Genomic DNA, 25,011 nt, shown 5'->3' with positions numbered 1-25,011 from the left:
AACAAAAATTATTTTAAATACCAATTGGCAAAAATCTTTGGAATCTAGTTTTAGTGCTTAAAAAATTGATTTAAAACCAAAAATAAAATTCTCTTAACTGAAAATTTATTAACAAAGTGGTATAAAGTGGTAATATGTGGTAAATTTTTCAATATATTTGAAACTTAAACGTTAAAATTTCTTAAAAACCGCTTTGGACTTAATTACAGGAACATATGATTGTAAAGTTGATGCAAAAGGTAGATTGATGATGCCTGCTGCTATTAAAAAGCAACTTTCTTCTGTAATTCCAGATGGGTTTGTACTACGTCGTTCCGTTTTTCAAAAGTGTTTGGAGTTATATCCTATGAGCGAATGGCAAATACTTATGCAGAAAATGAATAAACTCAATAAGTTCAAAAAAAAGAACAACGATTTTATTAGAAGGTTTACTGCTGGGGCAAAAATGGTAGAAGTTGATGTGAACGGGCGTTTATTGATTCCAAAAGACTTGACAGTTTTCGCCAATATTTCAAAAAATATTGTGGTAGCCTCCGCTATCAATATTATTGAGATTTGGGATAAAGATTTATATGAACAAGCTATAGATGATGCTGCTGTGGATTTTGCGGATTTAGCTGAAGAAGTTATGGGACAAGATGATGATGACTATGGAATATCATAACCCTGTTTTATTAAAAGAAGCAGTGGATGGATTGAATATTAATCCTCAAGGGGTTTACGTGGATGTTACTTTTGGCGGTGGTGGTCATAGCAAAGAAATATTAAAAAGACTTGATGGTAAAGGTAAATTGTATGCTTTTGATCAAGATTTAGACGCTCTTGAAAATAAGATTGATGATGAACGGTTTACGCTTATCCATGAAAATTTTAGATACATCAAACGTTTTTTAAGATTTCACGGAGTTAAACAAGTAGACGGTATTTTGGCGGATTTTGGTGTGTCGTCTCATCAGTTTGATGTAGCAGAACGCGGATTTTCAACCCGTTTTGAAGCCGATTTAGATATGCGCATGAATCAACAAAACAATTTATCGGCTTTTCATGTAGTAAATGAATATGAAGAAGAGCAACTTAAACAAGTGTTTTTGCAGTATGGGGAATTACGTGCAGCACCAGCTATGGCTAGACTTATTGTAGAGCATAGAAAAACAGAACCAATAACAACAAGTGAACAATTAAAAAAGGTGCTAAAAAAGTTTTTACCACCAAAACATGAAAATAAAGTGTTAGCCCAAATTTATCAAGCCATAAGAATAGAAGTGAACCAAGAAATAGAGGTCCTAAAAGAGTTTTTACAACAAACACCAGAGCTTTTGAAAAAAGGTGCGAGATTGAGTTTAATATCCTATCATTCTCTTGAAGATAGATTGGTAAAACGTTTTATAAGAAATGGCTTGTTTCAAGGTGAGCCAGTGCGTGATATGTTTGGAAATTTTGAAGTGCCATTTAAAAAAGTAAGTGGCTTGATTGTTCCCTCAAAAGAGGAAATAAAAAAAAATAATAGGGCCAGAAGCGCAAAACTTAGAATAGCTGAAAGATTATAAATGAAAAAAAACATCTACAATATATTAAAAGGAACATTTCTAGTAAGTGACGACTCTTTTAAGAATTGGCGGTTTATTCTTTTCATTTCAGGATTGGCAATCATTATGATTGCAAGTTCTCATAGTGCCGATAAAAAAGTATATGAAATTGCCCGATTAAAAAATGAAGTCAAGGAAATGCGGTCAGCTTTTGTTGATGGTCGTTCAAAACTCATGAGACTTAAAATGGAATCTACTGTGGTGAAAGCTATGGAGGAAAAGGGGATAAAACCTTCGGTGATTCCGCCCAAAAAAATAAAAGTAAAAATTCAAAAATAAAGTAAACTTTGGCAGTAAACGAGAAAAACATATTAAACCGTTTGTATTTCATAGCAGGGTGTATGTTCATCTTCGGCATTGCTGTGGTTTTTAAGTTGTTTAGTATTCAGTTTTTACAAGGTGATAAATACAGGGCATTAGCTACTGAACGTGTTGTAAAGGATGTCATAATTCCAGCCAATAGAGGTAATGTATATTCGGTAAACGGTAATTTACTAGCCACTTCAATTCCCAAATATGATATTAGAATAGATGCCATAACACCAACTTCAAATACTTTCGAAAAGTATATTAAACCCTTATGTGATTCCCTTTCAAAATTTTCAGGAAAGTCCTCAAATCAACTTGAGAAAGAATTAAGACAGGCTCGCGCGAATAAAAACAGGTATTATTTATTGGCTAGAAATATTGGTTATTCAGATTATATTCGAATAAGAAATTTCCCATTACTGGAATTGGGAGCCTATAAAGGTGGATTAATTGTTGAGCAAACCACCAAGCGTGAACATCCTATGGGTGGTATTGCTGAAAGAACGATTGGTTATGAACGTATTGATGACAAAGGAAATATAACGCGTCCAGGAATAGATGGGGCTTTTGGATTGAAATACTTACGAGGTATAGATGGAAAACGGAAAAAACAACAAATAGGAAAAGGTCAGTGGAAACCCTTAAGTGATGCTAATGAAGTGGAACCCCAAGATGGTTATGATGTTTACACGACTATTGATGTTAACATACAGGATATTGCACATCATGCTCTATTAGAGCAGTTAGAAAAATACAAAGCAGATCATGGTTGTGTGGTGGTAATGGAAACCAAAACCGGCGAAATTAGAGCGATTTCCAACTTGGGAAGAAACCAAAATGGTTATTACTATGAACGGTTAAATTATGCCGTTGGTGAAAGCCATGAGTCGGGTTCAACATTTAAACTTATGGCTTTGGCAGCGGCTTTTGAGGATAAACTAGTTGATAGTAGTGATGTGGTTGATACAGAGAGAGGAATCATAAGTTATTATGGAAAAAAAGTAAGAGACTCTAAAGATGGAGGCTACGGTAAAATCACAATTTCTAAAGCTTTTGAAGTGTCTTCCAATACTGGGATTGTGAAAGCTATTGATAAAGCCTATAGAAATCAACCCGAAAAATTTGTGGATAGGTTATACCAAATGAATCTAAATCAAGATTTAAATCTACCTATTATTGGTGAGCCAAAACCAATTATTCCAGATCCAAGAATTAAAAACGGACGTTGGAGTGGTATTGCACTTCAATGGATGGCTTATGGTTACGGGGTGTCATTTACTCCGCTACAAACACTTGCCTTTTATAATGCAATTGCAAATGATGGTGTTATGGTTAAACCAAGGTTTTTAAAGGAAGTGAAAGAGTTTGATAGGGTAGTTGAGCCTTTTAAAGAAGAAATCATCAATGAACAAATATGTTCTAAAGAAACTATTTTAAAGTTACAGCAATTACTTAAAAATGTGGTTGAAAAAGACCATGGTACAGGGCATCGTCTTTATTCTGAAAATTTTTCAATGGCTGGCAAAACAGGAACTTGCCAAAAGGATTATAGAGATAAAGAGAAACTGAACTATATATCATCGTTTGCTGGGTACTTTCCAGCAGAAAACCCAAAGTATTCTTGCATTGTTGTTATTCATGAACCCGATAAAAGTGTTGGTTATTACGGAGCCGATGTGTCTGGTCCTGTATTTAAAAAAGTGGCTCAAAAAATATTTACAGATACACCTATTGTTGATGAAATTGAAACATTACATATAACCGAGGCTAGCGTTGAGAGCGAGTTTGAAGCGTTTTATAAAACGGCTCAAACCTATAAAACCATCATGCCAGATGTAGTAGGCATTCCTGCTATGGATGCGATTACGCTATTGGAAAACATGCATGTTGATATCAAAGTAAAATTGAATGGCAATGGTATTGTAAAATCACAATCTATATTTAAAAATACCAAATTAAAAGATAAACAAATAGTCGTTTTAACCGCTTCATGATTGAACTAAAAGACATATTATATAAAGTAACCATAAATGCAGTTGTTGGAAGCACTAGTATAAAGGTGAATGCTTTAGACTTCGATTCGCGTAAAATAACACAGGATGATTTATTCGTGGCTATAAAGGGTTTAGTAGCTGATGGGCATAAATTTATTGATGTAGCCATACGTAATGGTGCTAAAAGTGTTGTATGTGAGGTATTGCCAAAGAGTTTTGTTGAGGGTGTGACGTATGTAGAGGTCGATAATTCTAGTAAAGCTTTAGCGGTAATGGCGTCAAACTATTATCATAATCCATCTCAAAATTTAAGACTTGTTGGAGTTACAGGTACAAATGGAAAAACAACTGTAGCTAGTTTATTATATCAATTATTTAAAAAAGCGGGTTTTAAAGTGGGGTTGTTATCAACTGTAAAGATTATGGTAGATTCTACCGAATATAAGGCAACCCATACTACCCCAGATTCTATTACCATAAACAAATATTTAAATGAAATGAATTCCGTTGGAGTGGAGTTTTGTTTTATGGAAGTGAGCTCACATGGCATTCATCAACACAGAACGGAAGGCTTGCATTTTGAAGGTGGTATTTTTACCAATTTATCGCATGATCATTTAGATTATCATAAAACCTTTGCTGAGTATAGAGATGTAAAGAAAAGCTTTTTTGATTCACTTACGCATTCATCTTTTGTTATTTCTAATATTGATGATAAGAATGGCTTGGTGATGCTTCAAAATACTAAGGCTAAAAAATACACTTACGCTTTAAAAAGCTATGCAGACTATAAAGCTCAAATATTAGAGAATCAATTTGGTGGTCTATTATTAAAGATAAATGATAGCGAAGTCTGGACACGTTTAATTGGGAATTTTAATGCCTATAATGTGTTGGCTATTTACGCAACCGCAGAATTATTAGGACTTGAAAAAGTTGAAATTTTACGATTGATAAGTGATTTGGAAAGTGTCAGTGGACGTTTCCAATACATCGTTTCAAACGAGAAAATAACGGCTATTGTGGATTATGCCCACACCCCCGATGCTTTAAAAAATGTATTGGAAACCATCAACAGTATCCGCACTAAAAATGAAGAACTCATCACCGTTGTGGGCTGTGGTGGCGATAGAGATAAAACCAAACGCCCAAAAATGGGACACATCGCTTCCACTTTAAGTACCAAGGTTATTTTCACAAGTGATAATCCAAGAAGCGAGGATCCTCAAGTAATTTTAGATGACATAGAAAAAGGCGTAGAACCCCAAAATTATAAAAAGGTTTTAACAATATCTGATAGAAAACAAGCAATCAAAACAGCTTGTCAAATGGCACAACCCAATGACATTATTTTAATTGCGGGTAAAGGACATGAAACCTATCAAGAAATTAAAGGAGAACGCTTTGATTTTGATGATTTTAAAATAGTAAAACAATTATTAAAACAATTACAAAAGTAACATGTTGTACTACCTATTTGAATATTTAGAAAAACAGTTTCAATTTCCTGGTGCATCTCTTTTTGGGTTTATCACTTTTAGGGCTGCCTCTGCTATGATTTTGTCATTGTTAATTTCTACTATTTATGGTAAAAGAATTATTCGCTTTTTGGCAAAAAAACAAATGGGTGAAACCATCAGGGATTTAGGATTGGAAGGCCAACAAGAAAAAGCGGGTACACCAACGATGGGTGGGATTATTATAATTTTAGCAACATTAATCCCCGTGCTTTTATTGGCTAAACTGGAAAATGTTTATATCATTCTTCTAATAGTCACTACACTTTGGATGGGAACCATAGGTTTTATTGACGATTATTTAAAGAAATTCAAAAATGATAAGGATGGTTTAAAAGGTCGTTTTAAAGTAGCTGGTCAAGTGGGATTAGGGTTGATAGTTGGGTTGACATTATTTTTTCATAAGGATGTTACCATAAAGGAAAAATTACCAGAAGCCCAACAACAAGTATTGTTAGCGGAAAACACAAATATCCTGCCGTCTCAGCTTTTTAAAGCCGAGGAAAAATCAACTAAAACTACGATTCCGTTTGTCAAAAATAATGAGTTTGATTATGCGAATTTAATTACTTGGATTAGCCCAGATTTGAAAAAATATGCGTGGGTTATATTTATTTTGGTAGCCATTTTTATTATCACGGCAGTTTCAAATGGTGCTAATTTAACCGATGGAATTGATGGTTTAGCTGCTGGAACTTCGGCCATAATTGTTCTTACATTGGGAATTTTCACCTTCGTTTCAGGTCGTATCGATTTTTCAGATTATCTCAATATCATGTACATCCCAAGTATTGGGGAAATCACAATATACATTGCAGCTTTTGTGGGGGCTCTTATTGGGTTTTTATGGTATAACGCCTATCCTGCTCAAGTGTTTATGGGCGATACAGGCAGTTTAACAATAGGAGGAATTATAGCAGTTATAGCTATTGCGGTTCGTAAGGAATGGTTGATTCCGGTGTTGTGCGGCATTTTTCTGGCTGAAAATTTATCGGTAGTCATGCAGGTAAGTTGGTTTAAATACACCAAGAAAAAGTTTGGTGAGGGACGTCGAATTTTTAAAATGTCACCGTTGCATCACCATTATCAAAAAATAGGATACCACGAAAGTAAAATAGTAACTCGTTTTTGGATTGTGGGTATTTTGTTAGCTATACTTTCTATTGTCACTTTAAAAATTAGATAATGAAACGGTTAGTGATTTTGGGAGGGGGAGAAAGTGGTGTTGGAACAGCGCTTTTGGGCAAAGCAAAGGGATATGAAGTTTTTGTTTCTGATAAAGGAAAAATAAAGAATAAGTATAAAGAAGTTCTTATACATAATGAGATTGAATGGGAAGATGAAAAACATTCTGAGGCTAAAATCTTAAATGCAGATATTGTTATGAAAAGCCCTGGAATTCCTGACAAGGTTTCGATAGTGAAGCAAATTCACGAAAACGGAATTAGTGTGGTTTCAGAAATAGAATTTGCCGCAAAATTCACGAATGCAACAGTTGTTGGAATTACGGGTAGTAATGGTAAAACCACTACTGCTTCCTTAACACATCATATTTTAAAACAAGAACTAAACGTGGGTTTAGCAGGAAATATTGGTGAGAGTTTTGCTAAACAGATTTTAGAAAAAAACTTTGAGAATTATGTATTGGAGATAAGCAGTTTCCAGTTGGATGATATCAAAGATTTTAAACCACAAATAGCGGTTTTATTGAATATTACACCTGATCATTTAGATAGATATAATTATAAGTTTGAAAATTATATCGCTTCAAAATTTAGAATTGCCATGAATCAAACTAATGATGATTATTTTATTTACGATGCTGATGATGAAGTGATCAATAATTATTTAAAAAACAACCCAGTTCAATCAAAATTATTGCCTTTTTCATTATCAAAAATTATCGAAAATGGCGCTTACTTAGATAAAGATAATATTAAAATAACTATAGATAACAATCAAATAATTATGCCAACATCAAATCTAGCATTAGAAGGAAAACACAACATTAAAAACGCTATGGCGGCCTCTACCGTAGCACATTTATTAAAAATAAGGAAACAAACTATTAGAGAAAGTTTAGAAAATTTTCAAGGTGTTGAGCATCGATTAGAGGAAGTGTTAAAGATCAACAAAGTGCACTATATAAACGATTCAAAAGCTACGAACGTAAATGCTACTTACTATGCTTTGGAAAGTATGAATGCGCCAACAGTTTGGATTGTTGGAGGTGTTGATAAAGGAAATAATTATGAGGAATTATTTCAGTTCGTGAATGAAAAGGTAAAGGCTATAATTTGTTTGGGTGTTGATAACGAGAAGCTGTTTAATACATTCGGAAATATGGTTGACATCATAGTTGAAACTCAATTTATGAGTGAAGCTGTCAAGATCGCTTATAAAATAGCGGAAGCAGGAGATAATGTTTTATTATCACCGGCATGCGCAAGTTTTGATTTATTTGAAAACTATGAAGATAGAGGGCGTCAATTTAAAAATGCCGTAAGAAATCTGTAAAATAAAAAATTGAAAACACTATTCAATAATATAAAGGGCGATAGGTTAATTTGGGCAATAGTAGCACTATTGGCTATTCTATCCTTTTTACCTGTTTATAGTGCGGCCAGTAATTTGGCTTATAAAGCAGGAGGAGGTAATACCTTTACTTTTTTTATAAAGCATTTTATGCATTTGTTCTTAGGATTTGTTATTATGTATGGCGTCCACAAAATCCCATATAGATACTTTAGAGGTTTATCATTAGTTATGATACCAATCGTATTAGTATTGTTGGGTGTAACCATGTTGCAAGGTACTACCATTCAAGGAGCTAATGCAAGCAGATGGATACAAATACCCATAGTAGGTATGTCTTTTCAAACCTCCACCTTAGCTTCAGTGGTTTTAATGGTATATGTTGCAAGATATATGTCTAAAATTAAGGATAAAGAAATTACGTTTAAAGAGTCTGTTTTACCATTATGGATTCCCGTTTTTTTAGTGCTTATATTAATACTGCCTGCTAATTTCTCGACGGCAGCCATTATGTTTTTAATGGTGATTATGTTAGTTTTTTTAGGTGGATACCCGCTTCGTTATTTGGCAGTTATAATTGGTTCTGGAGTATTAGTTTTAGCCTTATTTGTTTTAATAGCCAAAGCCTTTCCGGATGCTATGCCAAATAGAATTGATACTTGGATGGGCAGGATTGAAAGTTTTTCAAATCCCGAAGACACAGAGGCTGATTACCAAATAGAAAAAGCCAAAATCGCTATCGCAACTGGCGGTATAAACGGTGTGGGCCCCGGAAAAAGTATGCAAAAGAATTTTTTACCACAATCATCATCAGACTTCATTTTTGCAATCATAATAGAAGAATATGGTTTGATAGGGGGTTTTGTAATCATGATTTTATACCTCTGGTTATTATTTAGAATTGTTATAGTAGCTCAAAAATCAGACACTATTTTTGGTAAACTTTTAGTGTTAGGAGTCGGCTTGCCAATTGTTTTTCAAGCCATAATCAATATGGCGGTAGCTGTAGAATTATTTCCAGTTACGGGGCAAACCTTGCCCTTAATAAGTAGTGGTGGGACCTCTATTTGGATGACGTGTTTGGCTATTGGAATCATTTTAAGTGTAAGTTCTAAACGAGAAGATATAAAAGAACATGAGATTAATGAAGATAACCCATTAGAAATTTTATCAGAAACTATTTAATGAGTCACTATAAAATCATATTATCTGGAGGTGGGACAGGAGGTCATATTTATCCTGCTATTGCCATTGCTAATGAATTAAAGTCTCGTTTTCCTGAGGCTCAATTTTTATTTGTGGGTGCCAAGGATAGAATGGAAATGGAAAAAATACCACAAGCAGGATATGATATAGAAGGTCTTTGGATTTCTGGAATTCAGCGTAAACTAACCTTGAAAAATTTAATCTTTCCTTTTAAAGTGATTAATAGCCTTTGGAGAGCTCGTAAAATCGTTAAAACTTTTAAACCCGATGTTGCCATAGGAACAGGCGGTTTTGCGAGCGGTCCATTATTGTTCGTTGCGGCGTCAAATAATATTCCAACCTTGATACAAGAACAAAATTCCTATCCTGGGATTACTAATAAATTATTGGCTAATAAAGCAAAAAGGATTTGTGTGGCTTATGATGGTTTGGAACGTTTTTTTCCAAAGGAAAAAATTATAAAAACCGGCAATCCTGTTCGTCAGGGCTTATTGGATATAGACACAAAGACCGTACAAGCAAAAAACTTTTTCAATTTAAAACATGGAAAATATACCTTGTTAGTTATTGGAGGAAGTTTAGGAGCGCGCCGAATAAATGAGCTAATTGAAAAAGAATTAGATTTTTTTGATACTCAAAATATTCAAATTATTTGGCAATGCGGTAAACTTTACTACCAACAATATAAAATTTATAACAACACTAAAAATGTTCAGGTTTACGAATTTTTAAACAATATGGATTTTGCTTATGCCGCCGCCGATATTATTGTTACTCGAGCAGGGGCAAGTTCGGTTTCCGAGCTCTGTATTGTTGGTAAACCAGTCATTTTTATTCCATCTCCCAATGTCGCTGAAGATCACCAAACAAAAAATGCCATGGCCATTGTTGATAAGAATGCGGCTTTAATTATCAAAGAAGAAGATATTGATGCTGATTTTGAAAACAAATTTTCTCAATTGGTAGCATCGCCAGAAAAACAAAAAGAATTAGGTACCAACATAAAAAAATTGGCATTAGTGAATGCCACTAAACAAATAGCAGATGAGGTTGAGAAACTTCTGAAAACAAAATAATGAACTTAAACAACATACATAATATCTATTTCATTGGCATTGGTGGTATTGGTATGAGCGCTCTTGCTAGATATTTTTATGCGAATAAAAAGGAAGTTGCCGGTTACGATAAAACTCGTTCAGATATTACGGATAGTTTAGAAGATTTAGGGCTAAAAGTTCATTTTGAAGATGCCATTGCGAATATTGACGCAAAATTTAGGGATGCCAGCAAAACGTTGGTGGTTTATACGCCTGCTGTTCCTAAAAATCATTCAGAGTTGAACTATTTTATCAATAACGGTTTTAATGTTTTAAAACGCTCTCAAGTTTTAGGTTTAATTACAGAAAACACCTTTTGTTTGGCTGTTTCTGGTACCCACGGAAAGACAACAACAACCAGTATTCTTGGTCATTTAATGAACATATGTAATGTTCCCGTAACGGCGTTCTTGGGCGGCATTAGTGAAAATTATAACTCTAATTTAATACTCAATGGAACAGAGGTTTCGGTAGTAGAGGCAGATGAATTTGACCGTTCATTTTTAACCTTATCACCCAATATCGCTTGTATAACGTCCATGGATGCAGATCATTTGGATATTTATGGAAATGCTACCGAATTAATAAAATCGTTTGTAGACTTTTCGAAAAGAGTGAAATCCAATGGAAAGCTTTTTGTAAAAAACGGTTTGCCTATTAAAGGGATTACTTATGGAATTGAAGATGATTCAGACTATTCCATTCAGAATATAAAAATACAAAATGGCACCTATGTCTTTGATGTAAAAACACCAAAAACAGTGCTTGAAAATTTACAATTTAACCTACCCGGTAGACATAATCTGTCGAATGCATTAATAGCCTTGGCGATGGCTGTAGAGTATGGTTGCCCTCACCAGCAGCTCGCCAAAGCTTTAGCATCTTATAAAGGTGTAAAGCGCAGATTTACCTACCATATAAAAACAGAAAATTTAGTTTTCATTGATGATTATGCACATCATCCTGAGGAGATAAATGCAGTACATCAAGCGGTTAGGGAAATGTACCCAAATAAAAGAGTTTTAGCCATTTTTCAACCACATTTGTATAGTAGAACGAGAGATTTTGCAGATGATTTTGGTAAAAGTTTATCACAATTTGATGAGGTTTTTCTATTAGAAATATACGCCGCCAGAGAAATGCCTATTGAAGGCATTACATCTACTTGGTTATTGAATAAAATAGATAATCCAAATAAAAAATTAGTTAGTAAAAAAGATTTAATACCCCAAATTCATTTGAGTCATGCGCAAGTTATTTTAACCATTGGCGCAGGAGATATAGGGGAAGAAGTAAAACATATAAAAAAAGAATTGAGCATTGCGAGTTAATTGGAATTATATAAAATTAATTGTTTTGTTAGGCTTGGTGGTCTTCTTATTCGCATTCGCTTCAGATAGAAATGCTAGAAGGGAAATTTCAAAACCCATGGTGAAGTTTATTGGGGAAAACAATCTTTTTATAACCTATGAAACTGTTAGTAAATTGTTAATACAAAATTATGGTGGTGTTAAAAATGTACCCAAAGAAACTTTAGATTTGAACGTATTGGAAAGTGCCCTCAAATCTAATTCAATGATAAAAAATGCGGAAGTGTATCTAGCTGTTAATGGTACACTTAGCGCCGAAATTGAACAAAAAACACCTATAGCTAGAGTGAGTACAAATGCGTCTTATTATATTGATGACGAAGGCTTTTACATGCCTCTATCAACCAATTATACAGCCAGGGTGCCTTTGGTTACCGGTTATGTTGAAAAAAATAATTTAAAAAATGCCTATATAGTGGCGCATAAAATTAGAGAAGATGAATTTTTGAAAAAGCATGTTATAGAAATTCATCAGGACATTAATAAAAAGCTTTATTTAAAGTTGAGACAATACAATTTTGAAGTACAATTAGGAACCGTTAATTTTTTGGATAAAAAGATTAATAACCTCAAAGCATTCTATCAAAAAAGTTTAAAAGAGAATACTCTCAATAGTTACCGTAAGGTGAATTTACAGTTTGAAAACCAAGTAATATGTACCAAAACATAAACCATGGAGCATAATTTAGCAGTAGGATTAGACATTGGAACCACTAAAATTGTGGCGATGATTGGTCGTAAAAATGAATACGGCAAAGTTGAAATTTTAGGTATTGGAAAATCCAAAAGTTTGGGAGTGCACCGTGGTGTGGTAAATAATATTACCCAAACCATTCAATCTATACAGCAAGCGATTCAAGAAGCTGAAGTGGCCGCAGACATGAAAATTGAAGATGTTACCGTAGGTATTGCGGGTCAGCATATTAGAAGTTTACAGCATAGTGATTATATAACACGTTCAAATTCTGAAACCGTTATTGATGAGGATGATATTGATAGATTGATAAATCAAGTTCACAAGTTGGTTATGCTGCCTGGTGAAGAAATCATCCATGTATTGCCCCAAGAGTACAAAGTTGATGGACAGGCAGAAATAAAAGAACCCATAGGGATGTATGGTGGCAGATTAGAAGCCAACTTTCATGTGGTTGTTGGTCAAGTATCGTCTATCAGAAATATTGGTCGTTGTGTACAAAGTTCAGGATTGAATTTGGAAGGGATTACTCTAGAACCTTTAGCATCTGCAAATGCGGTTTTAAGTCAAGAAGAAAAAGAAGCTGGCGTAGCATTGATTGATATAGGAGGAGGAACCACAGATTTGGCTATTTTTAGAGACGGTATCATTCGCCATACAGCTGTCATTCCTTTTGGAGGAAATGTAATAACTGAAGATATAAAGGAAGGGTGCTCAATCATTGAAAAACAAGCCGAATTATTAAAAATAAAATTTGGTTCTGCGTGGCCTGGTGAGAATAAGGATAATGAGATTGTATCCATTCCGGGATTGAGAGGAAGAGAACCCAAAGAAATCACCTTAAAAAATTTATCTAAAATCATTCATGCGAGAGTGGTTGAAATTGTGGAACAAGTTTATGTTGAAATAAAAAATTACGGTCATGAGGAACAAAAGAAAAAGCTCATTGCCGGTATTGTTTTAACAGGTGGTGGTAGCCAATTAAAACATTTAAAGCAACTGGTAGAATATATCACAGGAATGGACACCAGAATTGGTTATCCAAATGAGCATTTAGCTGGTGATAGTGATGATGATATTACAAGCCCATTATATGCAACGGCCGTTGGATTGGTGTTAGACGGATTGAAGCGACATGAAAGAAGAAAAGCCGAACAGAAAAAGGAAACAGAAATAAAAGAAGAACTTGCAACTGAAGCGGAAATAAAAGAAAAACCAGTGAAGGAAAGACGTTCCTTCCTTGACAAATTAACCGAACGTGTTAAAGATTTTTTAGATAACGCAGAATAATTAATCCAAAGAATTAAAAATATATATTAAGTATAAAACCCCAGTAAAACAGAATTTATGAGCAGCAAAAAAGAATTCGAAAGCATCGCATTTGATTTACCTAAAAACCAATCAAATGTTATTAAAGTTATTGGTGTTGGTGGTGGAGGTAGCAATGCTATCAATCACATGTTCCAACAAGGTATCAAAGGCGTAGATTTTTATGTTTGTAATACCGATGCACAGGCACTTCAAAATAGTGGAGTACCAAACAAAATCCAATTAGGTGTTAACTTAACCGAAGGTTTAGGCGCTGGTGCAAACCCAGATATAGGTGAGCAATCGGCCGTTGAAAGTTTTGATGACATTTCACAAATGTTGGATTCAAACACGAAAATGGTTTTTATCACCGCCGGAATGGGTGGTGGAACAGGTACTGGTGCTGCGCCTATCATTGCTAAAATGGCAAAGGACTTAGATATTTTAACGGTGGGCATAGTAACTATGCCGTTCCAGTTTGAAGGTAGAATGCGTATCGAGCAATCTCAAAAAGGGATTGAAAAATTAAGAGAAGTTGTAGATTCCTTAATTGTGATAAATAACAACAAACTTCGGGAGGTTTACGGCAATCTTGGTTTTAAAGCAGGATTCTCTAAAGCTGATGAAGTGCTATCTACTGCTGCTCGCGGGATAGCCGAAGTTATAACACACCATTATACACAAAATATAGATTTACGTGATGCTAAAACGGTATTGAGTAATAGTGGTACGGCCATTATGGGTTCTGCATTGGCCTCTGGGAAAAATCGTGCTCAAGATGCCATTCGCAAGGCACTGGATTCACCATTATTAAACGACAATAAAATAACCGGTGCTAAAAATGTATTGCTGCTTATTGTTTCAGGATCACACGAAATAACCATTGATGAAATTGGTGAAATTAACGATCACATTCAAAGTGAAGCCGGACATGGAGCCAATATCATTATGGGAGTAGGTGAAGACGAATCTTTAGAAGAATCCATTGCGGTTACCATTATTGCAACGGGCTTCAATGTAGAACAACAAGATGAAATTTCTAATACTGAAACCAAAAAAGTAGTACATTCCTTAAGTGAGGAATTAGATTTAGATGCTAAAGAAAAGGAACCTGTAATTATTGCACCTATAATTGAATTGGAGGAGAAGAAAGAAACCCCCATTGTTCGCCATACTTTAGATATTGAGACAGAGGAAGAGATAGATATTAGCAATGTGGAAAAAAATGTTATTAATAAAAAAGATTTGACTACGTCATTTAATAATATTGATTTAATTCCAACATCAGATATTATCAGAAATATTAAAGTGGTATATGATGAAATCTCAGCAAACATTGAAGAAGATGAAGATTTTATTATCAAACCAGTTACAAGAATGTCTACTGAAATAGAGGATACTCAAGATATTGAAGAAGTTTCAGGTTATATTGAAGAGGAGCAACAAATAACATTAACTTTTGATTTACCACTATCGGTTCACAAAAATGATGATAAAGAAGAAACGGAAAGTGAAGTTATTTCTCACAAACTGACTGATGAAGAGGTTAAAAAAATTCCTGTAAATGATTATGTAGAATTAATTCCTGTTACTGAAACAAATGAAAAAGGTGATATTAGATATGCGCTGGATGATTATATTGAAGTAGAATCTTCAATGAATAAAAAGCAAGATCCTCAAAAGGAAACAATAGAAGATCAAGAGATTATTTTTGAGAAAAAAGTAATAGAAAAAGTTGAAGAAGAAATTACTGAAGAATTAGATCCTGTAAATAGTCCTATTTCAGAAATGCTTAAAGAGCGCGCAGAGGAGCGAAGACGTAAAATGAAAGATTTCAACTATAAGTTCAATAACGCAAAAATTGATGATATCGAAAAGGTACCAGCTTACAAAAGACAAGGGGTTAATTTAGAAAATGCAAAGCATTCATCTGAAACCGATATGTCCAGGACTAGCATAGGGCTGGATGATAATGATGACATTAAACTAAGAACCAACAATTCATTTTTGCATGATAATGTAGATTAAGCTAAACGTAATTAGTCATAAACCCAAAAAGCATCCCTCAGCTTTTTGGGTTTTTTGTTTAATCTAGTGTTCTATTCTAAATTTTTAAGTATAAACTATAGATTGAACACGGAATACTTTTTTTATCTTCGCATATTATTAAAAGCAAATAAAATGAGTTTACAGGATAATGTAATGACGGTTTTAAAAGAGGCCATGAAAGCTAAAGACCAAACTGCTTTAACCGCTTTAAGAGCTGTGAAATCTGCTATTTTGTTGGCACAAACTGAAGATGGTGCTTCAGGAGAACTAACCGAAGAACAGGAACTTAAAATATTACAAAAACAGGTTAAACAACGAAGAGATAGTGCTGCCATTTATTTGGAACAGGGACGAGAAGATTTAGCAGCCCCAGAATTAGCTGAGGCTGAGGTTATCTCTCAGTTTTTACCAGAAGCCTTAACCGAAGAAGAAATAGAGAAAGTAGTAGTTGCTACAATAAACCAAATAGGTGCTGAAGGTATGAAGGATATGGGTAAGGTTATGGGGATTGTAAACAAAGAATTAGCTGGACAGGCTGATGGAAAAACTATTTCCAATATCGTTAAAGCGAAACTCTCTTAAAATATACGATTCCTTTTTTAGGAAAAAAATGGCTGCGTAGTTCAATTGGATAGAATATCAGATTTCGGCTCTGAGGGTTGGGGGTTCGAATCCCTTCGCGGTCACTGAACGGGACAAATTCTTAATAAAAGAATTGTCCCGTTTCTTATTTGTGCCAAAACCCTTATTAATACTGGATATTTTTAAAAGCAGCGGATTGATATCAGCGGTTTGAACTTTTTTATTTTGAAAACTGAATTTATTTGGAAATATCAAACCGGTAAGGAGCCTTTTGTTGTGTATATCACCTTCAACATATTGTTTATCAAAGTTTTGTAAGTTAGATAATCCTTTTTTGTAGGTTTCAAAAATCGCTTTCTGTTTATTTTGATTCTCTTCTAAACACTGAAGCTCATCAAGTATATCCTGATACCTTTTTTTAGCCTGTGAATACTCTTTTTTATCCATTTGCCCATCAATGAATAGATCTTGGAGCTTTATAAGCTTATTACTTACAAGAGTCACTTTTTCGTAATGCTTAGGACCCAGTTTAGTAGCTTGGAGCTGCTTTTTAAGTTGATCTTTAATAATAATCTGTAAAAGTTTAAGAACAGGTTTTTTGAGACTGATGCTCTTTAAAAAAGACATAAAGGCAGCATCAGCTTCCTCTAAACGAAATCTACCCTTGCAAGGACTAATACAATGGTAATACGAGTAATGTTCAGAACGCCCTTTACATACACTTGCAGTCAGGGGTCTTTTGCACTCCGGACAAAGTAAGAATCCCTTTAATGGAAATTTAGGATTAATTCGACTATGAGTCACATGATGTTTTTTCCTTTTAGCATCAAGAACATCTTGAACCTGATCAAAGAGTTTTTTTGAAATAATAGGCTCGTGAATACCATCCACCATAACTTCAGGCTCGTCCTTATAAGCTTTAATAAATACTCCGCCATAATAAATAGGATTTCTAAGAATAATAGAAAACATGGATTTAGAGCTTTTTAAACCTTTTATGTTTAATCTGTTAAGGACTTCTTTTTGTGTATAAATACCTTTAGCAATAAGTTCAAACCCTTCCTGTATTAAAGGTGCTACATTCGAAGGCGTTAAAATTGGTTTTTTAGCATCATCTCGTCCTACATAATACCCTTTTGGAGGAGCTCCAACATATCTACCCTCTTTAAAAGCACGACGCATACCAGCAATCACATTTTGAGAACGCCTTTGATTTTCAACCTCAGGAATCGCTAAGTAAACAGCCATCATCAGTAACTGTTCAGGAATGGTCATATCTAAAGGTTGGGTAATGGAATTTATCTTAATGTCTAAAGCATCAAAAGTCGCTATCATTTGATAGGATTCAGCCGTATTTCTTGAAAATCGATCCCACTTGATGAGCAAAATCTCATCAATTTGTCTTTTATTACTCTTGCAATAAGCCAAAAGCTTTTTAAACTCAGGGCGGTTAAATGTTTTCGCTGAATAATCCTCTCTGTAAATAGCAACGATATTATAATCACGCTCTTCACAATATTGTGTCAATTTAGCTTCCTGATCACGAAGCGAATATCCCTTATCAGCCTGTTCATCTGTAGATACTCGTACATATAAGATAACGTTCTTCATAGCTTAACTTTTTGAATGTGTTAGGTTGTGACATATCACGTCAGATATAGTCTCTAACATATTTACAATCTCTTTAATTTCTTGGTCCGTATACGGACTTTCATTGTTTTTGTTTAAAATGCGTTTCGCATCATTAATATTCATTATTTCCAATAGGGTCCATAAGAAGTTTTCGAGACTTGTTATATGACTTTTGGATAGTTAAGAGCTAGGGATTTCCTAGGTCTATTTTAGTTTTTTTAGTTTTTCTTAATATTACATTCTTATTATTTCTATAAAAAATCTCTGCGCGCTCATAGTCATTCAATCCAAGTATTTTATTGAGTTCGGTAGCTTGATGTCCTAAGACTTCAACACTAGATGTACTCTCAATAGTTATCTGCTGATCATTGTTTTTATAAATGATAATCTTATCAAAATTTCGTGACCTAAGTATTTTTAAGATTTTGAGCTCATTAGTACTAAGCAGCCCAAAGTCTTTGGAATATTTAAGCAAGGATTTGTTTTCAAAGAACCGTTCAAAAAGAGGTCTTATGGGAATATTTATCACACTGTGTTCCACTAAACCTTGAATTATTTCAGTTTTATAATCTTCATCGGTTTGTTGGTAATATAATGACTCTAGAGTAGGATTAAACACCTCAAAACTAAGCTTAGTTTCCGAAGGCTTTTTGAAAATAAAAATACTGGGTGATTGTCCTGAGAGCAAAATAGCATTTATGAGCGTTCCCATTGGACTATAATAAATTTTAGTGGAATCAGGACTGTTCTGCACAAAATCTACCATGCCATGGATATCTATATTAAAAGCATTTAAAAAAGTGTTTACTTCATGATCAAATGCTATACGACCAATTTCCATGATGTCGTCTTTAGACATCTCTTTCATGAAATTAAAATCAGGCACAGTAAATAGAAAGGTCTTCAATTCCTTTATCGTACTAAGACCAACATTAAAAGAGCGCAATTCTTTAATAATGAGAACCCACAAAGCCTCAAAGGCATTGAGTACAACTTTTTTCCGTGTGACTTTATTAGCAATATCCTCATCGGACATCTGATGCTCATAGTCAATGATACCTTTGTCTTTCCAATTAAAGAACACACGATGTGCCACGTCTAAATCAGATAGGGATACCTTAGATTTTGATAGGCCGGGATATTGATTTATTAGATTGATGAGCTCTTCCATAGATCTAATATAGGTAATATATGTAATATAAACAAAATATCACAATAATTAATATGTTGTATTAAGGCATAGTAAAAACTTAAAAATACACCACCTGATTGGTATGAAGATCAAAATATGGGAATTTATTAAAGTTTCTCGGAGGTAAATTAGTAATCAAATGATATCTATCAAGCTTATTAATTAGAGTTGCAATATCTTTTTTTGTTGCTGGCTTAGAATCATCACCAGTCAATAGGTTTTTGATAAATTCCGCAATTAAAGTTCCCGCAACAACATTACCGACTCCAGCAGAACTCATTTTTTCAATAGCATTTTTCTTTTCTATTGGAATGTTGTTAGGTTGCACGAATTGCGGCAATACATCTTTTTTTTCTTTAGAAATTTTTTTTGCGCCACCCTTTTCAACCTGTCTTCTATGATAAGCTTTTGCCCTACAACTATTACTACAATATTTTTGTGCGTAGCGCCTTTTTGGGATAAATTCCTCATGACAATAGGCGCAATTATACTTAAATGTATCCATTATTCGTAAAATAAACGATTGTTTTACGAATATAACTTAATTTTCATTAATTTCCTATTCCAGAACATAGGATTTTAAAAACTGATAATTATAACTCCAAGGTATTCTAAAAAGTTTGAAATTGAAGATTATTTTGTTAGAAAAATATTTGTTCTAAAATTGTTCTCATGTCCAATAGTTTACAGTTAAAACTTGTATCGACCTTATACCGTAAGATTAGAAAATTTATTGGAACGATACAATATTATTTTACCCAAATATTTTTGTAATCCAAAATTCATATAATAAAATCTTTCAGAAAAGGGTAGGAACCTTGGTTCAAATAATTCTTATATGGATAATTCATTTTATATAATTTTAAAAAATCATTTAACTAAGTTAAAAACGAATTTACCACCCTAACTCTAACGTTTTAATGCTCCCCAATAACTTGTAATTCATTGTATAATTGTGAAATAACTAAATAAAACTTTATATTATGAAAACAAAATTACTATTGTTAGTTGTATTTATGGGCTTTTCACAAGTGATTATTTCACAGTCAATTACTTTTACATCTACACTAACGGAGGCTCAAATAGGAACTTCCGTCACCGTGAATTATGAATATACGATTCCTGCGGATGGCAATATTTATTGTGCACTCAATTTGTATAATGACTGGACATGGGCTTCAATGGTTGCAGATGGCGTATTGAGTCCTGCACTAGCAGGTACCAATGTAGCAGGCTCATTTGATTTTACAATCCCCCCTGGAACCACTCAAACTGCTGATTTAACAAGTCCTTATAACTATAAATTAGTAATTGAATTAAGCGATGCTGGATGGAATTGGTTAGCTGGCGATTATCCTGCTACACAAATTAATTTACAAAATGCAGCGTTGTCGATTAAAAACTCTGAACTATTAGAGGATGTTAATATGTTTTATTCAAATAATAGAATTCATTTGAAAGGTCTTAATACTTCAGATAAATATGAACTTAAAATCTTTGACTTGTTGGGTCAAGAAGTTAAAAGTATAAACAACGATAATAATATCGTAAACTTAGCTTCTGCTATTTATATTGCCAAGCTAAAAGTATATGGAAAAGGAATAAAGACTAGTAAAGTTTTAATAAACTAAATTTAGACTTGTTCTTATTATTCGTTTTGAATTAGGATTAATAGTGAAAAAATCGAAGGGAATTTTACCTTCGATTTTTTATTTTATAACATATAATTTTTGTTTTTGTTAACTTTAATAAATTCGAAAATTAATTCAGTTAAATAGTAACTTCGTATAAATGAAGATTCGATATAAAAAAGTAAAATTAGTATTGGTTTTATGTGGGTTTTATCTACTCACAATTAATTGTTTTAGTCAATCACAAGTAATTTTTAACAAGATAAATCAATCAAATGGACTTTCAAGTAATAGGGTTACAGGTATCATTAAGGAAAACAATGGATTTGTTTGGATAGGAACAGAGAATGGATTGAATAGGTTTGATGGTAAGCAATTCAAGATTTATAATAGTCAAAATAGCTCAATTAGTTCCAATAATATTAGTGATGTACTATTGGATAGCAAAGGAAGAATTTGGGTTGCAACTCTAGGTGGCGGCTTAAATTTATATAGTAATTCAAGTGATGATTTTGTCGTTTATAAAAATGATTCCAAAGATTTAACTTCCCTACCTTCAAATCAATTATATAAACTTTTTGAAGATTCCAACGGGAATTTATGGATTGGTTCTGAAAATGGATTATGTCTTTTTGTGGAAGCATCAAATTTATTTATAACCTACCACCAACAAAATAATAATAATACCAGCCATAATATAGTAACAAGTATTTACGAAGATACTCAAGGTGATTTATGGATAGGTACATTTGGACATGGATTGAATAAATTTTCAATGACAACAAAAATGTTTAAACATATAGAATCTGAAACTTCTATTTTTAACGATTTTGTTCATACCATTTCTCAACTTAACGAAGATGTATTATTAGTAGGTACTAGTGGTAGTGGTTTACTGATGTTTGATCTTAAGACACACAAATTTGAGAATTTCTTTAAAGATTCAAATAAATTAAGTAGTGAAATAACTATAGTACGCTCATTATTCAAAGACAAAAAAAATGATTTATGGGTGGGGACAGACGGAAATGGTATAATAAAAATAGAAAAACCTAATAGTACAAACCCTGAAATATACAATTTCACTCATAAGCCGCAATTAGATTCTTCTTTATCAGGTAATGCAGTTTATGTTATAACGGAAGATGAACAAGCTAATATTTGGATTGGTACAGCGTGGAATGGTATTAATATATTGCCACAAAAAAATAATTTTGAATTGATACCAAGTGATATTATGGGGTTATATCCAATCCCAGTATTATCTATATATAAAAATAAAAAAGACCTGTATTTAGGTCTTGATGGCAAAGGTTTAACAGTATTTAATACTGAAACTAATGAAGTTAAACAATTTAATAAAGATTTTAAAAACTCTATTGGAGGAGATTATATTCAATGCATTTATGAGAGTAAAAGTAAAATACTTTGGATTGGAACTTATGCTAACGGCATCATAAAATTCAATCCTAAAACAAACTCATACATACAATATAAACATGAATCGGATAATCCCAAATCACTAAGTTTTAACGATGTAAGAACTATAATTGAAGATGACAAAAACAATCTATGGGTAGCCTCATGGGGTGGAGGTCTTAACTATTTTGATACAAGTAAAAATGAATTTACTGCATTTAGAGAAAATAAAAATGACACGACATCAATTAGTAGCGATAATATAGTTTCAATGATTAAAGATGGTACTACTCTATGGTTGGGCACCTATGGTGGAGGAATTAATCTTTTTAATACTTCATCTAAAAAAGCTACACGTTTAAAAAACCTTAATAAAAACCAAAATTCAATTGATAGTGATAATATTTTAAGTTTACTAAAAGATTCAAAAGGAAATATTTGGATTGGAGATTCTGAGGGAGGAATCAATCGTTTTGATTTTGACACAAAGATGTTTAACCGTTTTGAAACTAACAATGAGCTAAACAATCAATCTGAAGTATCACTTATAGAAGACGATAATGGTAATATCTGGTTTAGTACAGAAAAGGGTATAGGTAAATATGATTATGATATTAATGATTTTAAAAGTTTTCCAAATTTTGCAGGGTCATATCGTATAAATTCCGTCTTTAAGGATGAAAGTGGGATATTGTATTTTGGACGTTCTGATGGGGTGTTAAAGTTTAACCCAAAAAACATTTTGTATGAAAACATACAGCCTCAAGTTAAAATAACAAACTTTAAACTGTTTAATAAAGATTTGCCAGTAGGTGAAAACGAAATCCTAACCAAGAACATTACTTTAACAAATCATATATCCTTAAGGCATGATTCAAATGTAATAACCTTTGAATTTGCAGCATTACAATTTCCGTTTTCTTATAGATGTGAATATGCCATTCAAATGGAGGGATTTGATAAAGATTGGAGAAATATTGGAACAGATCGCACAGTAACCTACACAAATCTTTCCCCAGGTAATTATAACTTTAAAGTAAAAAGTAAAGAATCTGGTAGTAAGTGGGGAGATGATTTTACATCCATGAATATATATATTCAAAAACCTTTTTGGTTAGAATGGTGGGCGATTGTATTATACATTTTATTTGCTTTATTTGTTTTATATCTTTTTAGAAAATACACAGTGGCGTGGGAACAGTTAAAAACGAATTTAAAATTAGAAAAACTTACTCATGAAAAGGATATAGAGCTATACAACTTTAAGCAACAATTTTTCACAAATATATCACATGATATTAGAACACCAGTAACTTTGATTTTGGGCTCAATAAATAGATTGTTACAGGGGAAAGAGGAGGTAGATGATGACCTATCCAACTCGATAGAAACCATCAAAAAGAATGGTAACAAATTAGTCAATTTGGTTAATGAATTATTAGACCATAGAAAGCTTGAGTTTAATAAAATTAAACTACAAATAGTTAATGAAAACTTGGTTGAATTTTGCGAAGAAATATATTTGTCTTTTAAAGAAATGGCATTAGAAAAAGGCATTCATTTCAACTTTAAAACAAACACTGATGAATTGCTAGTTTGGTTTGATAAAAATCAGCTAGAAAAAGTACTATATAACTTATTATCAAATTCATTTAAGTTCACTAAAACGGCGGAGACAATAGAATTTTCTCTTTTTGATAAAGAAGATATTGTAGAAATTCATATTAAAGACAAGGGTATTGGTATAGCAAAAAGGCAACTTGATAAAATTTTCAATCGTTTTTACCAAACAAAAGAGAATGCCGATAGTAATACTAATGGATTTGGGCTTGGTCTAACAATTTCAAAAGAAATCATTGATTTACACCATGGAGAGATAGTGGTTGATAGCATAAAGGGTAAAGGGACAGAATTTGTTATTAAATTAAAAAAGGGTGAAAGCCATTTTACTCAAGAACAAATTAATGGAGATAAAACTAATAGTTTGTTAACCAATTATTTTAAAGAAAATCTAGAGAATCAAAAAAATAATGATTTGGTTATTAAAAATGAAAATACTAACAATAAAAACCCAACCCTTCTTATTGTTGAAGATAATACAGATATCCGAGATTATATTGTCGGGATTTTGTCAAATGAATATAATATTATTGAAGCTTCTAATGGGGAGGAAGCATTACAATTAGTTTTTGACAATTCTTTAGATCTAATTATAAGTGACGTTATGATGCCTATAATGGATGGAATAACCTTGACAAAAGAATTAAAAGCAAACGTAAGAACAAGCCATATTCCTATTTTATTATTAACTGCACGTGCTTCATTTACCCACAAAATTGAAGGTTTTGAAATTGGTGCAGATGATTACATAACAAAACCATTTAATGAATTATTATTAAGAAGTAGAATTAAAAATATTTTAAAAAACAGGAACTTATTACATGAAAAATTTTGGATGAAAGAACTTATACCAATAAGTGAATTAAACCTTAATAAGTCTGATGAAGAGTTCATGAACAAACTGATGAATATTTTAGAAGAAAATCTAGACTCTGCTGACCTAAATGTGAATTTTGTATGTGATGAATTAGGGATGAGTCATTCAGTGGTCTATAAAAAAATTAAAAGCTTAACCAATATGAGTTATGTAGAATTTGTTCGTGACTTCAAACTAAAAACAGCAAAAAAGCTTATTGAAGAGCAGAATTTTTCTGTTTTAGATGCTTCTTACCACGTTGGTTATTCCGATAGAAAATACTTCAGTAAGTTATTTAAAAAGCATTTTGGTAAAGCCCCTTCAGAATATCTCAAAAAAAGTTAGTGACTTAATAATATCATTAATTTCTGTTAAAATGAATTTATACCCCTAAATTAAAAGAAATAATTACCC

General features: G+C 32.8%; 19 protein-coding genes and 1 tRNA gene. 17 read left to right on the top strand and 3 right to left on the bottom strand.

Features of this window, described 5'->3' with window-relative positions; genetic code table 11:
- Positions 1-193: 193 nt before the first annotated feature.
- The 15 genes from mraZ (at position 194) to ABD963_RS10455 (ending at position 16,351) form a co-directional block, all read left to right on the top strand.
- The gene (mraZ, locus tag ABD963_RS10525; protein ID WP_345276928.1) at positions 194-664 is read left to right on the top strand and encodes a division/cell wall cluster transcriptional repressor MraZ; all 471 of its coding nucleotides are present in this window, start codon (positions 194-196) and stop codon (positions 662-664) included.
- Positions 651-1,547: a 16S rRNA (cytosine(1402)-N(4))-methyltransferase RsmH gene (gene rsmH, locus ABD963_RS10520; RefSeq protein ID WP_345276927.1), complete on the top strand. Its 897-nt coding sequence runs from the start codon at positions 651-653 to the stop codon at positions 1,545-1,547. The genes mraZ and rsmH overlap by 14 nt, the downstream gene beginning before the upstream one ends.
- Positions 1,548-1,865 carry an FtsL-like putative cell division protein gene (locus ABD963_RS10515; protein WP_345276926.1) on the top strand — a complete coding sequence of 106 codons (318 nt, stop codon included), beginning with the start codon at positions 1,548-1,550 and terminating at the stop codon, positions 1,863-1,865.
- Between the two features lie 62 nt (positions 1,866-1,927).
- On the top strand, positions 1,928-3,889 hold the full coding sequence (locus tag ABD963_RS10510) for a penicillin-binding protein (RefSeq protein WP_345277109.1): 1,962 nt from the start codon (positions 1,928-1,930) through the stop codon (positions 3,887-3,889).
- On the top strand, positions 3,886-5,349 hold the full coding sequence (locus ABD963_RS10505) for a UDP-N-acetylmuramoyl-L-alanyl-D-glutamate--2,6-diaminopimelate ligase (protein ID WP_345276925.1): 1,464 nt from the start codon (positions 3,886-3,888) through the stop codon (positions 5,347-5,349). The genes ABD963_RS10510 and ABD963_RS10505 overlap by 4 nt, the downstream gene beginning before the upstream one ends.
- Before the next feature lies 1 nt (position 5,350).
- Positions 5,351-6,592, top strand: coding sequence for a phospho-N-acetylmuramoyl-pentapeptide-transferase (gene mraY, locus ABD963_RS10500; RefSeq protein ID WP_345276924.1), 1,242 nt, complete (start codon positions 5,351-5,353; stop codon positions 6,590-6,592).
- Complete coding sequence (gene murD / locus ABD963_RS10495) at positions 6,592-7,923, top strand: UDP-N-acetylmuramoyl-L-alanine--D-glutamate ligase (RefSeq protein ID WP_345276923.1); 1,332 nt, start codon at positions 6,592-6,594, stop codon at positions 7,921-7,923. Before mraY ends, murD begins: the two co-directional genes overlap by 1 nt.
- Positions 7,924-7,932: 9 nt before the next feature.
- A complete protein-coding gene (locus tag ABD963_RS10490) occupies positions 7,933-9,126 on the top strand; it encodes an FtsW/RodA/SpoVE family cell cycle protein (RefSeq protein WP_345276922.1) in 1,194 nt (397 codons plus the stop codon).
- Positions 9,126-10,223, top strand: coding sequence for an undecaprenyldiphospho-muramoylpentapeptide beta-N-acetylglucosaminyltransferase (gene murG / locus ABD963_RS10485; protein WP_345276921.1), 1,098 nt, complete (start codon positions 9,126-9,128; stop codon positions 10,221-10,223). The genes ABD963_RS10490 and murG overlap by 1 nt, the downstream gene beginning before the upstream one ends.
- Positions 10,223-11,575, top strand: coding sequence for a UDP-N-acetylmuramate--L-alanine ligase (gene murC / locus ABD963_RS10480; protein ID WP_345276920.1), 1,353 nt, complete (start codon positions 10,223-10,225; stop codon positions 11,573-11,575). Before murG ends, murC begins: the two co-directional genes overlap by 1 nt.
- Positions 11,565-12,284, top strand: a complete 720-nt coding sequence (locus ABD963_RS10475; protein WP_345276919.1) for a cell division protein FtsQ/DivIB — start codon at positions 11,565-11,567, stop codon at positions 12,282-12,284. The genes murC and ABD963_RS10475 overlap by 11 nt, the downstream gene beginning before the upstream one ends.
- Positions 12,285-12,287: 3 nt before the next feature.
- On the top strand, positions 12,288-13,598 hold the full coding sequence (gene ftsA / locus ABD963_RS10470; RefSeq protein WP_345276918.1) for a cell division protein FtsA: 1,311 nt from the start codon (positions 12,288-12,290) through the stop codon (positions 13,596-13,598).
- A gap of 57 nt (positions 13,599-13,655) precedes the next feature.
- Positions 13,656-15,644 (top strand): cell division protein FtsZ, encoded by a 1,989-nt coding sequence (gene ftsZ, locus ABD963_RS10465; protein WP_345276917.1) that lies wholly within the window; start codon positions 13,656-13,658, stop codon positions 15,642-15,644.
- A 153-nt stretch (positions 15,645-15,797) separates the two neighbouring features.
- Positions 15,798-16,247 carry a GatB/YqeY domain-containing protein gene (locus ABD963_RS10460; RefSeq protein ID WP_345276916.1) on the top strand — a complete coding sequence of 150 codons (450 nt, stop codon included), beginning with the start codon at positions 15,798-15,800 and terminating at the stop codon, positions 16,245-16,247.
- Positions 16,248-16,277: 30 nt separating this feature from the next.
- Positions 16,278-16,351: transfer RNA gene (locus ABD963_RS10455), tRNA-Arg, on the top strand.
- Here ABD963_RS10455 and ABD963_RS15355 read toward each other — a convergent pair.
- From ABD963_RS15355 to ABD963_RS10445, 3 genes are all read right to left on the bottom strand, one after another.
- Complete coding sequence (locus ABD963_RS15355; protein WP_425562805.1) at positions 16,305-17,858, bottom strand: recombinase family protein; 1,554 nt, start codon at positions 17,856-17,858, stop codon at positions 16,305-16,307. The genes ABD963_RS10455 and ABD963_RS15355 overlap by 47 nt on opposite strands.
- Before the next feature lie 208 nt (positions 17,859-18,066).
- Complete coding sequence (locus ABD963_RS10450; protein WP_345276915.1) at positions 18,067-19,050, bottom strand: hypothetical protein; 984 nt, start codon at positions 19,048-19,050, stop codon at positions 18,067-18,069.
- Positions 19,051-19,129: 79 nt separating this feature from the next.
- The gene (locus ABD963_RS10445; RefSeq protein WP_345276914.1) at positions 19,130-19,576 is read right to left on the bottom strand and encodes a hypothetical protein; all 447 of its coding nucleotides are present in this window, start codon (positions 19,574-19,576) and stop codon (positions 19,130-19,132) included.
- Between the two features lie 478 nt (positions 19,577-20,054).
- On the opposite strand from ABD963_RS10445, the gene ABD963_RS10440 reads away from it, so the two are divergent.
- Both ABD963_RS10440 and ABD963_RS10435 read left to right on the top strand, forming a co-directional pair.
- The gene (locus tag ABD963_RS10440; RefSeq protein ID WP_345276913.1) at positions 20,055-20,702 is read left to right on the top strand and encodes a T9SS type A sorting domain-containing protein; all 648 of its coding nucleotides are present in this window, start codon (positions 20,055-20,057) and stop codon (positions 20,700-20,702) included.
- 160 nt (positions 20,703-20,862) lie between these two features.
- Positions 20,863-24,942, top strand: a complete 4,080-nt coding sequence (locus ABD963_RS10435) for a hybrid sensor histidine kinase/response regulator transcription factor (RefSeq protein WP_345276912.1) — start codon at positions 20,863-20,865, stop codon at positions 24,940-24,942.
- The last annotated feature ends 69 nt before the right edge of the window (positions 24,943-25,011 follow it).

Origin of the sequence: Litoribaculum gwangyangense, assembly GCF_039543505.1 — a bacterium.
GTDB classification, from domain to species: Bacteria; Bacteroidota; Bacteroidia; order Flavobacteriales; family Flavobacteriaceae; genus Litoribaculum; species Litoribaculum gwangyangense.
This window is presented reverse-complemented; position numbering and strand designations above follow the sequence as displayed.

Bases quoted from the DNA above. Each gene is read 5' to 3' on its own strand.
- rsmH (WP_345276927.1), top strand. From the start codon at position 651: ATGGAATATCATAACCCTGTTTTATTAAAAGAAGCAGTGGATGGATTG.
- ABD963_RS10515 (WP_345276926.1), top strand. From the start codon at position 1,548: ATGAAAAAAAACATCTACAATATATTAAAAGGAACATTTCTAGTAAGT.
- ABD963_RS10510 (WP_345277109.1), top strand. From the start codon at position 1,928: ATGTTCATCTTCGGCATTGCTGTGGTTTTTAAGTTGTTTAGTATTCAG.
- ABD963_RS10505 (WP_345276925.1), top strand. From the start codon at position 3,886: ATGATTGAACTAAAAGACATATTATATAAAGTAACCATAAATGCAGTT.
- mraY (WP_345276924.1), top strand. From the start codon at position 5,351: ATGTTGTACTACCTATTTGAATATTTAGAAAAACAGTTTCAATTTCCT.
- murD (WP_345276923.1), top strand. From the start codon at position 6,592: ATGAAACGGTTAGTGATTTTGGGAGGGGGAGAAAGTGGTGTTGGAACA.
- murG (WP_345276921.1), top strand. From the start codon at position 9,126: ATGAGTCACTATAAAATCATATTATCTGGAGGTGGGACAGGAGGTCAT.
- murC (WP_345276920.1), top strand. From the start codon at position 10,223: ATGAACTTAAACAACATACATAATATCTATTTCATTGGCATTGGTGGT.
- ftsA (WP_345276918.1), top strand. From the start codon at position 12,288: ATGGAGCATAATTTAGCAGTAGGATTAGACATTGGAACCACTAAAATT.
- ftsZ (WP_345276917.1), top strand. From the start codon at position 13,656: ATGAGCAGCAAAAAAGAATTCGAAAGCATCGCATTTGATTTACCTAAA.
- ABD963_RS10460 (WP_345276916.1), top strand. From the start codon at position 15,798: ATGAGTTTACAGGATAATGTAATGACGGTTTTAAAAGAGGCCATGAAA.
- ABD963_RS15355 (WP_425562805.1), bottom strand. From the start codon at position 17,858: ATGAAGAACGTTATCTTATATGTACGAGTATCTACAGATGAACAGGCT.
- ABD963_RS10450 (WP_345276915.1), bottom strand. From the start codon at position 19,050: ATGGAAGAGCTCATCAATCTAATAAATCAATATCCCGGCCTATCAAAA.
- ABD963_RS10445 (WP_345276914.1), bottom strand. From the start codon at position 19,576: ATGGATACATTTAAGTATAATTGCGCCTATTGTCATGAGGAATTTATC.
- ABD963_RS10440 (WP_345276913.1), top strand. From the start codon at position 20,055: ATGAAAACAAAATTACTATTGTTAGTTGTATTTATGGGCTTTTCACAA.
- ABD963_RS10435 (WP_345276912.1), top strand. From the start codon at position 20,863: ATGAAGATTCGATATAAAAAAGTAAAATTAGTATTGGTTTTATGTGGG.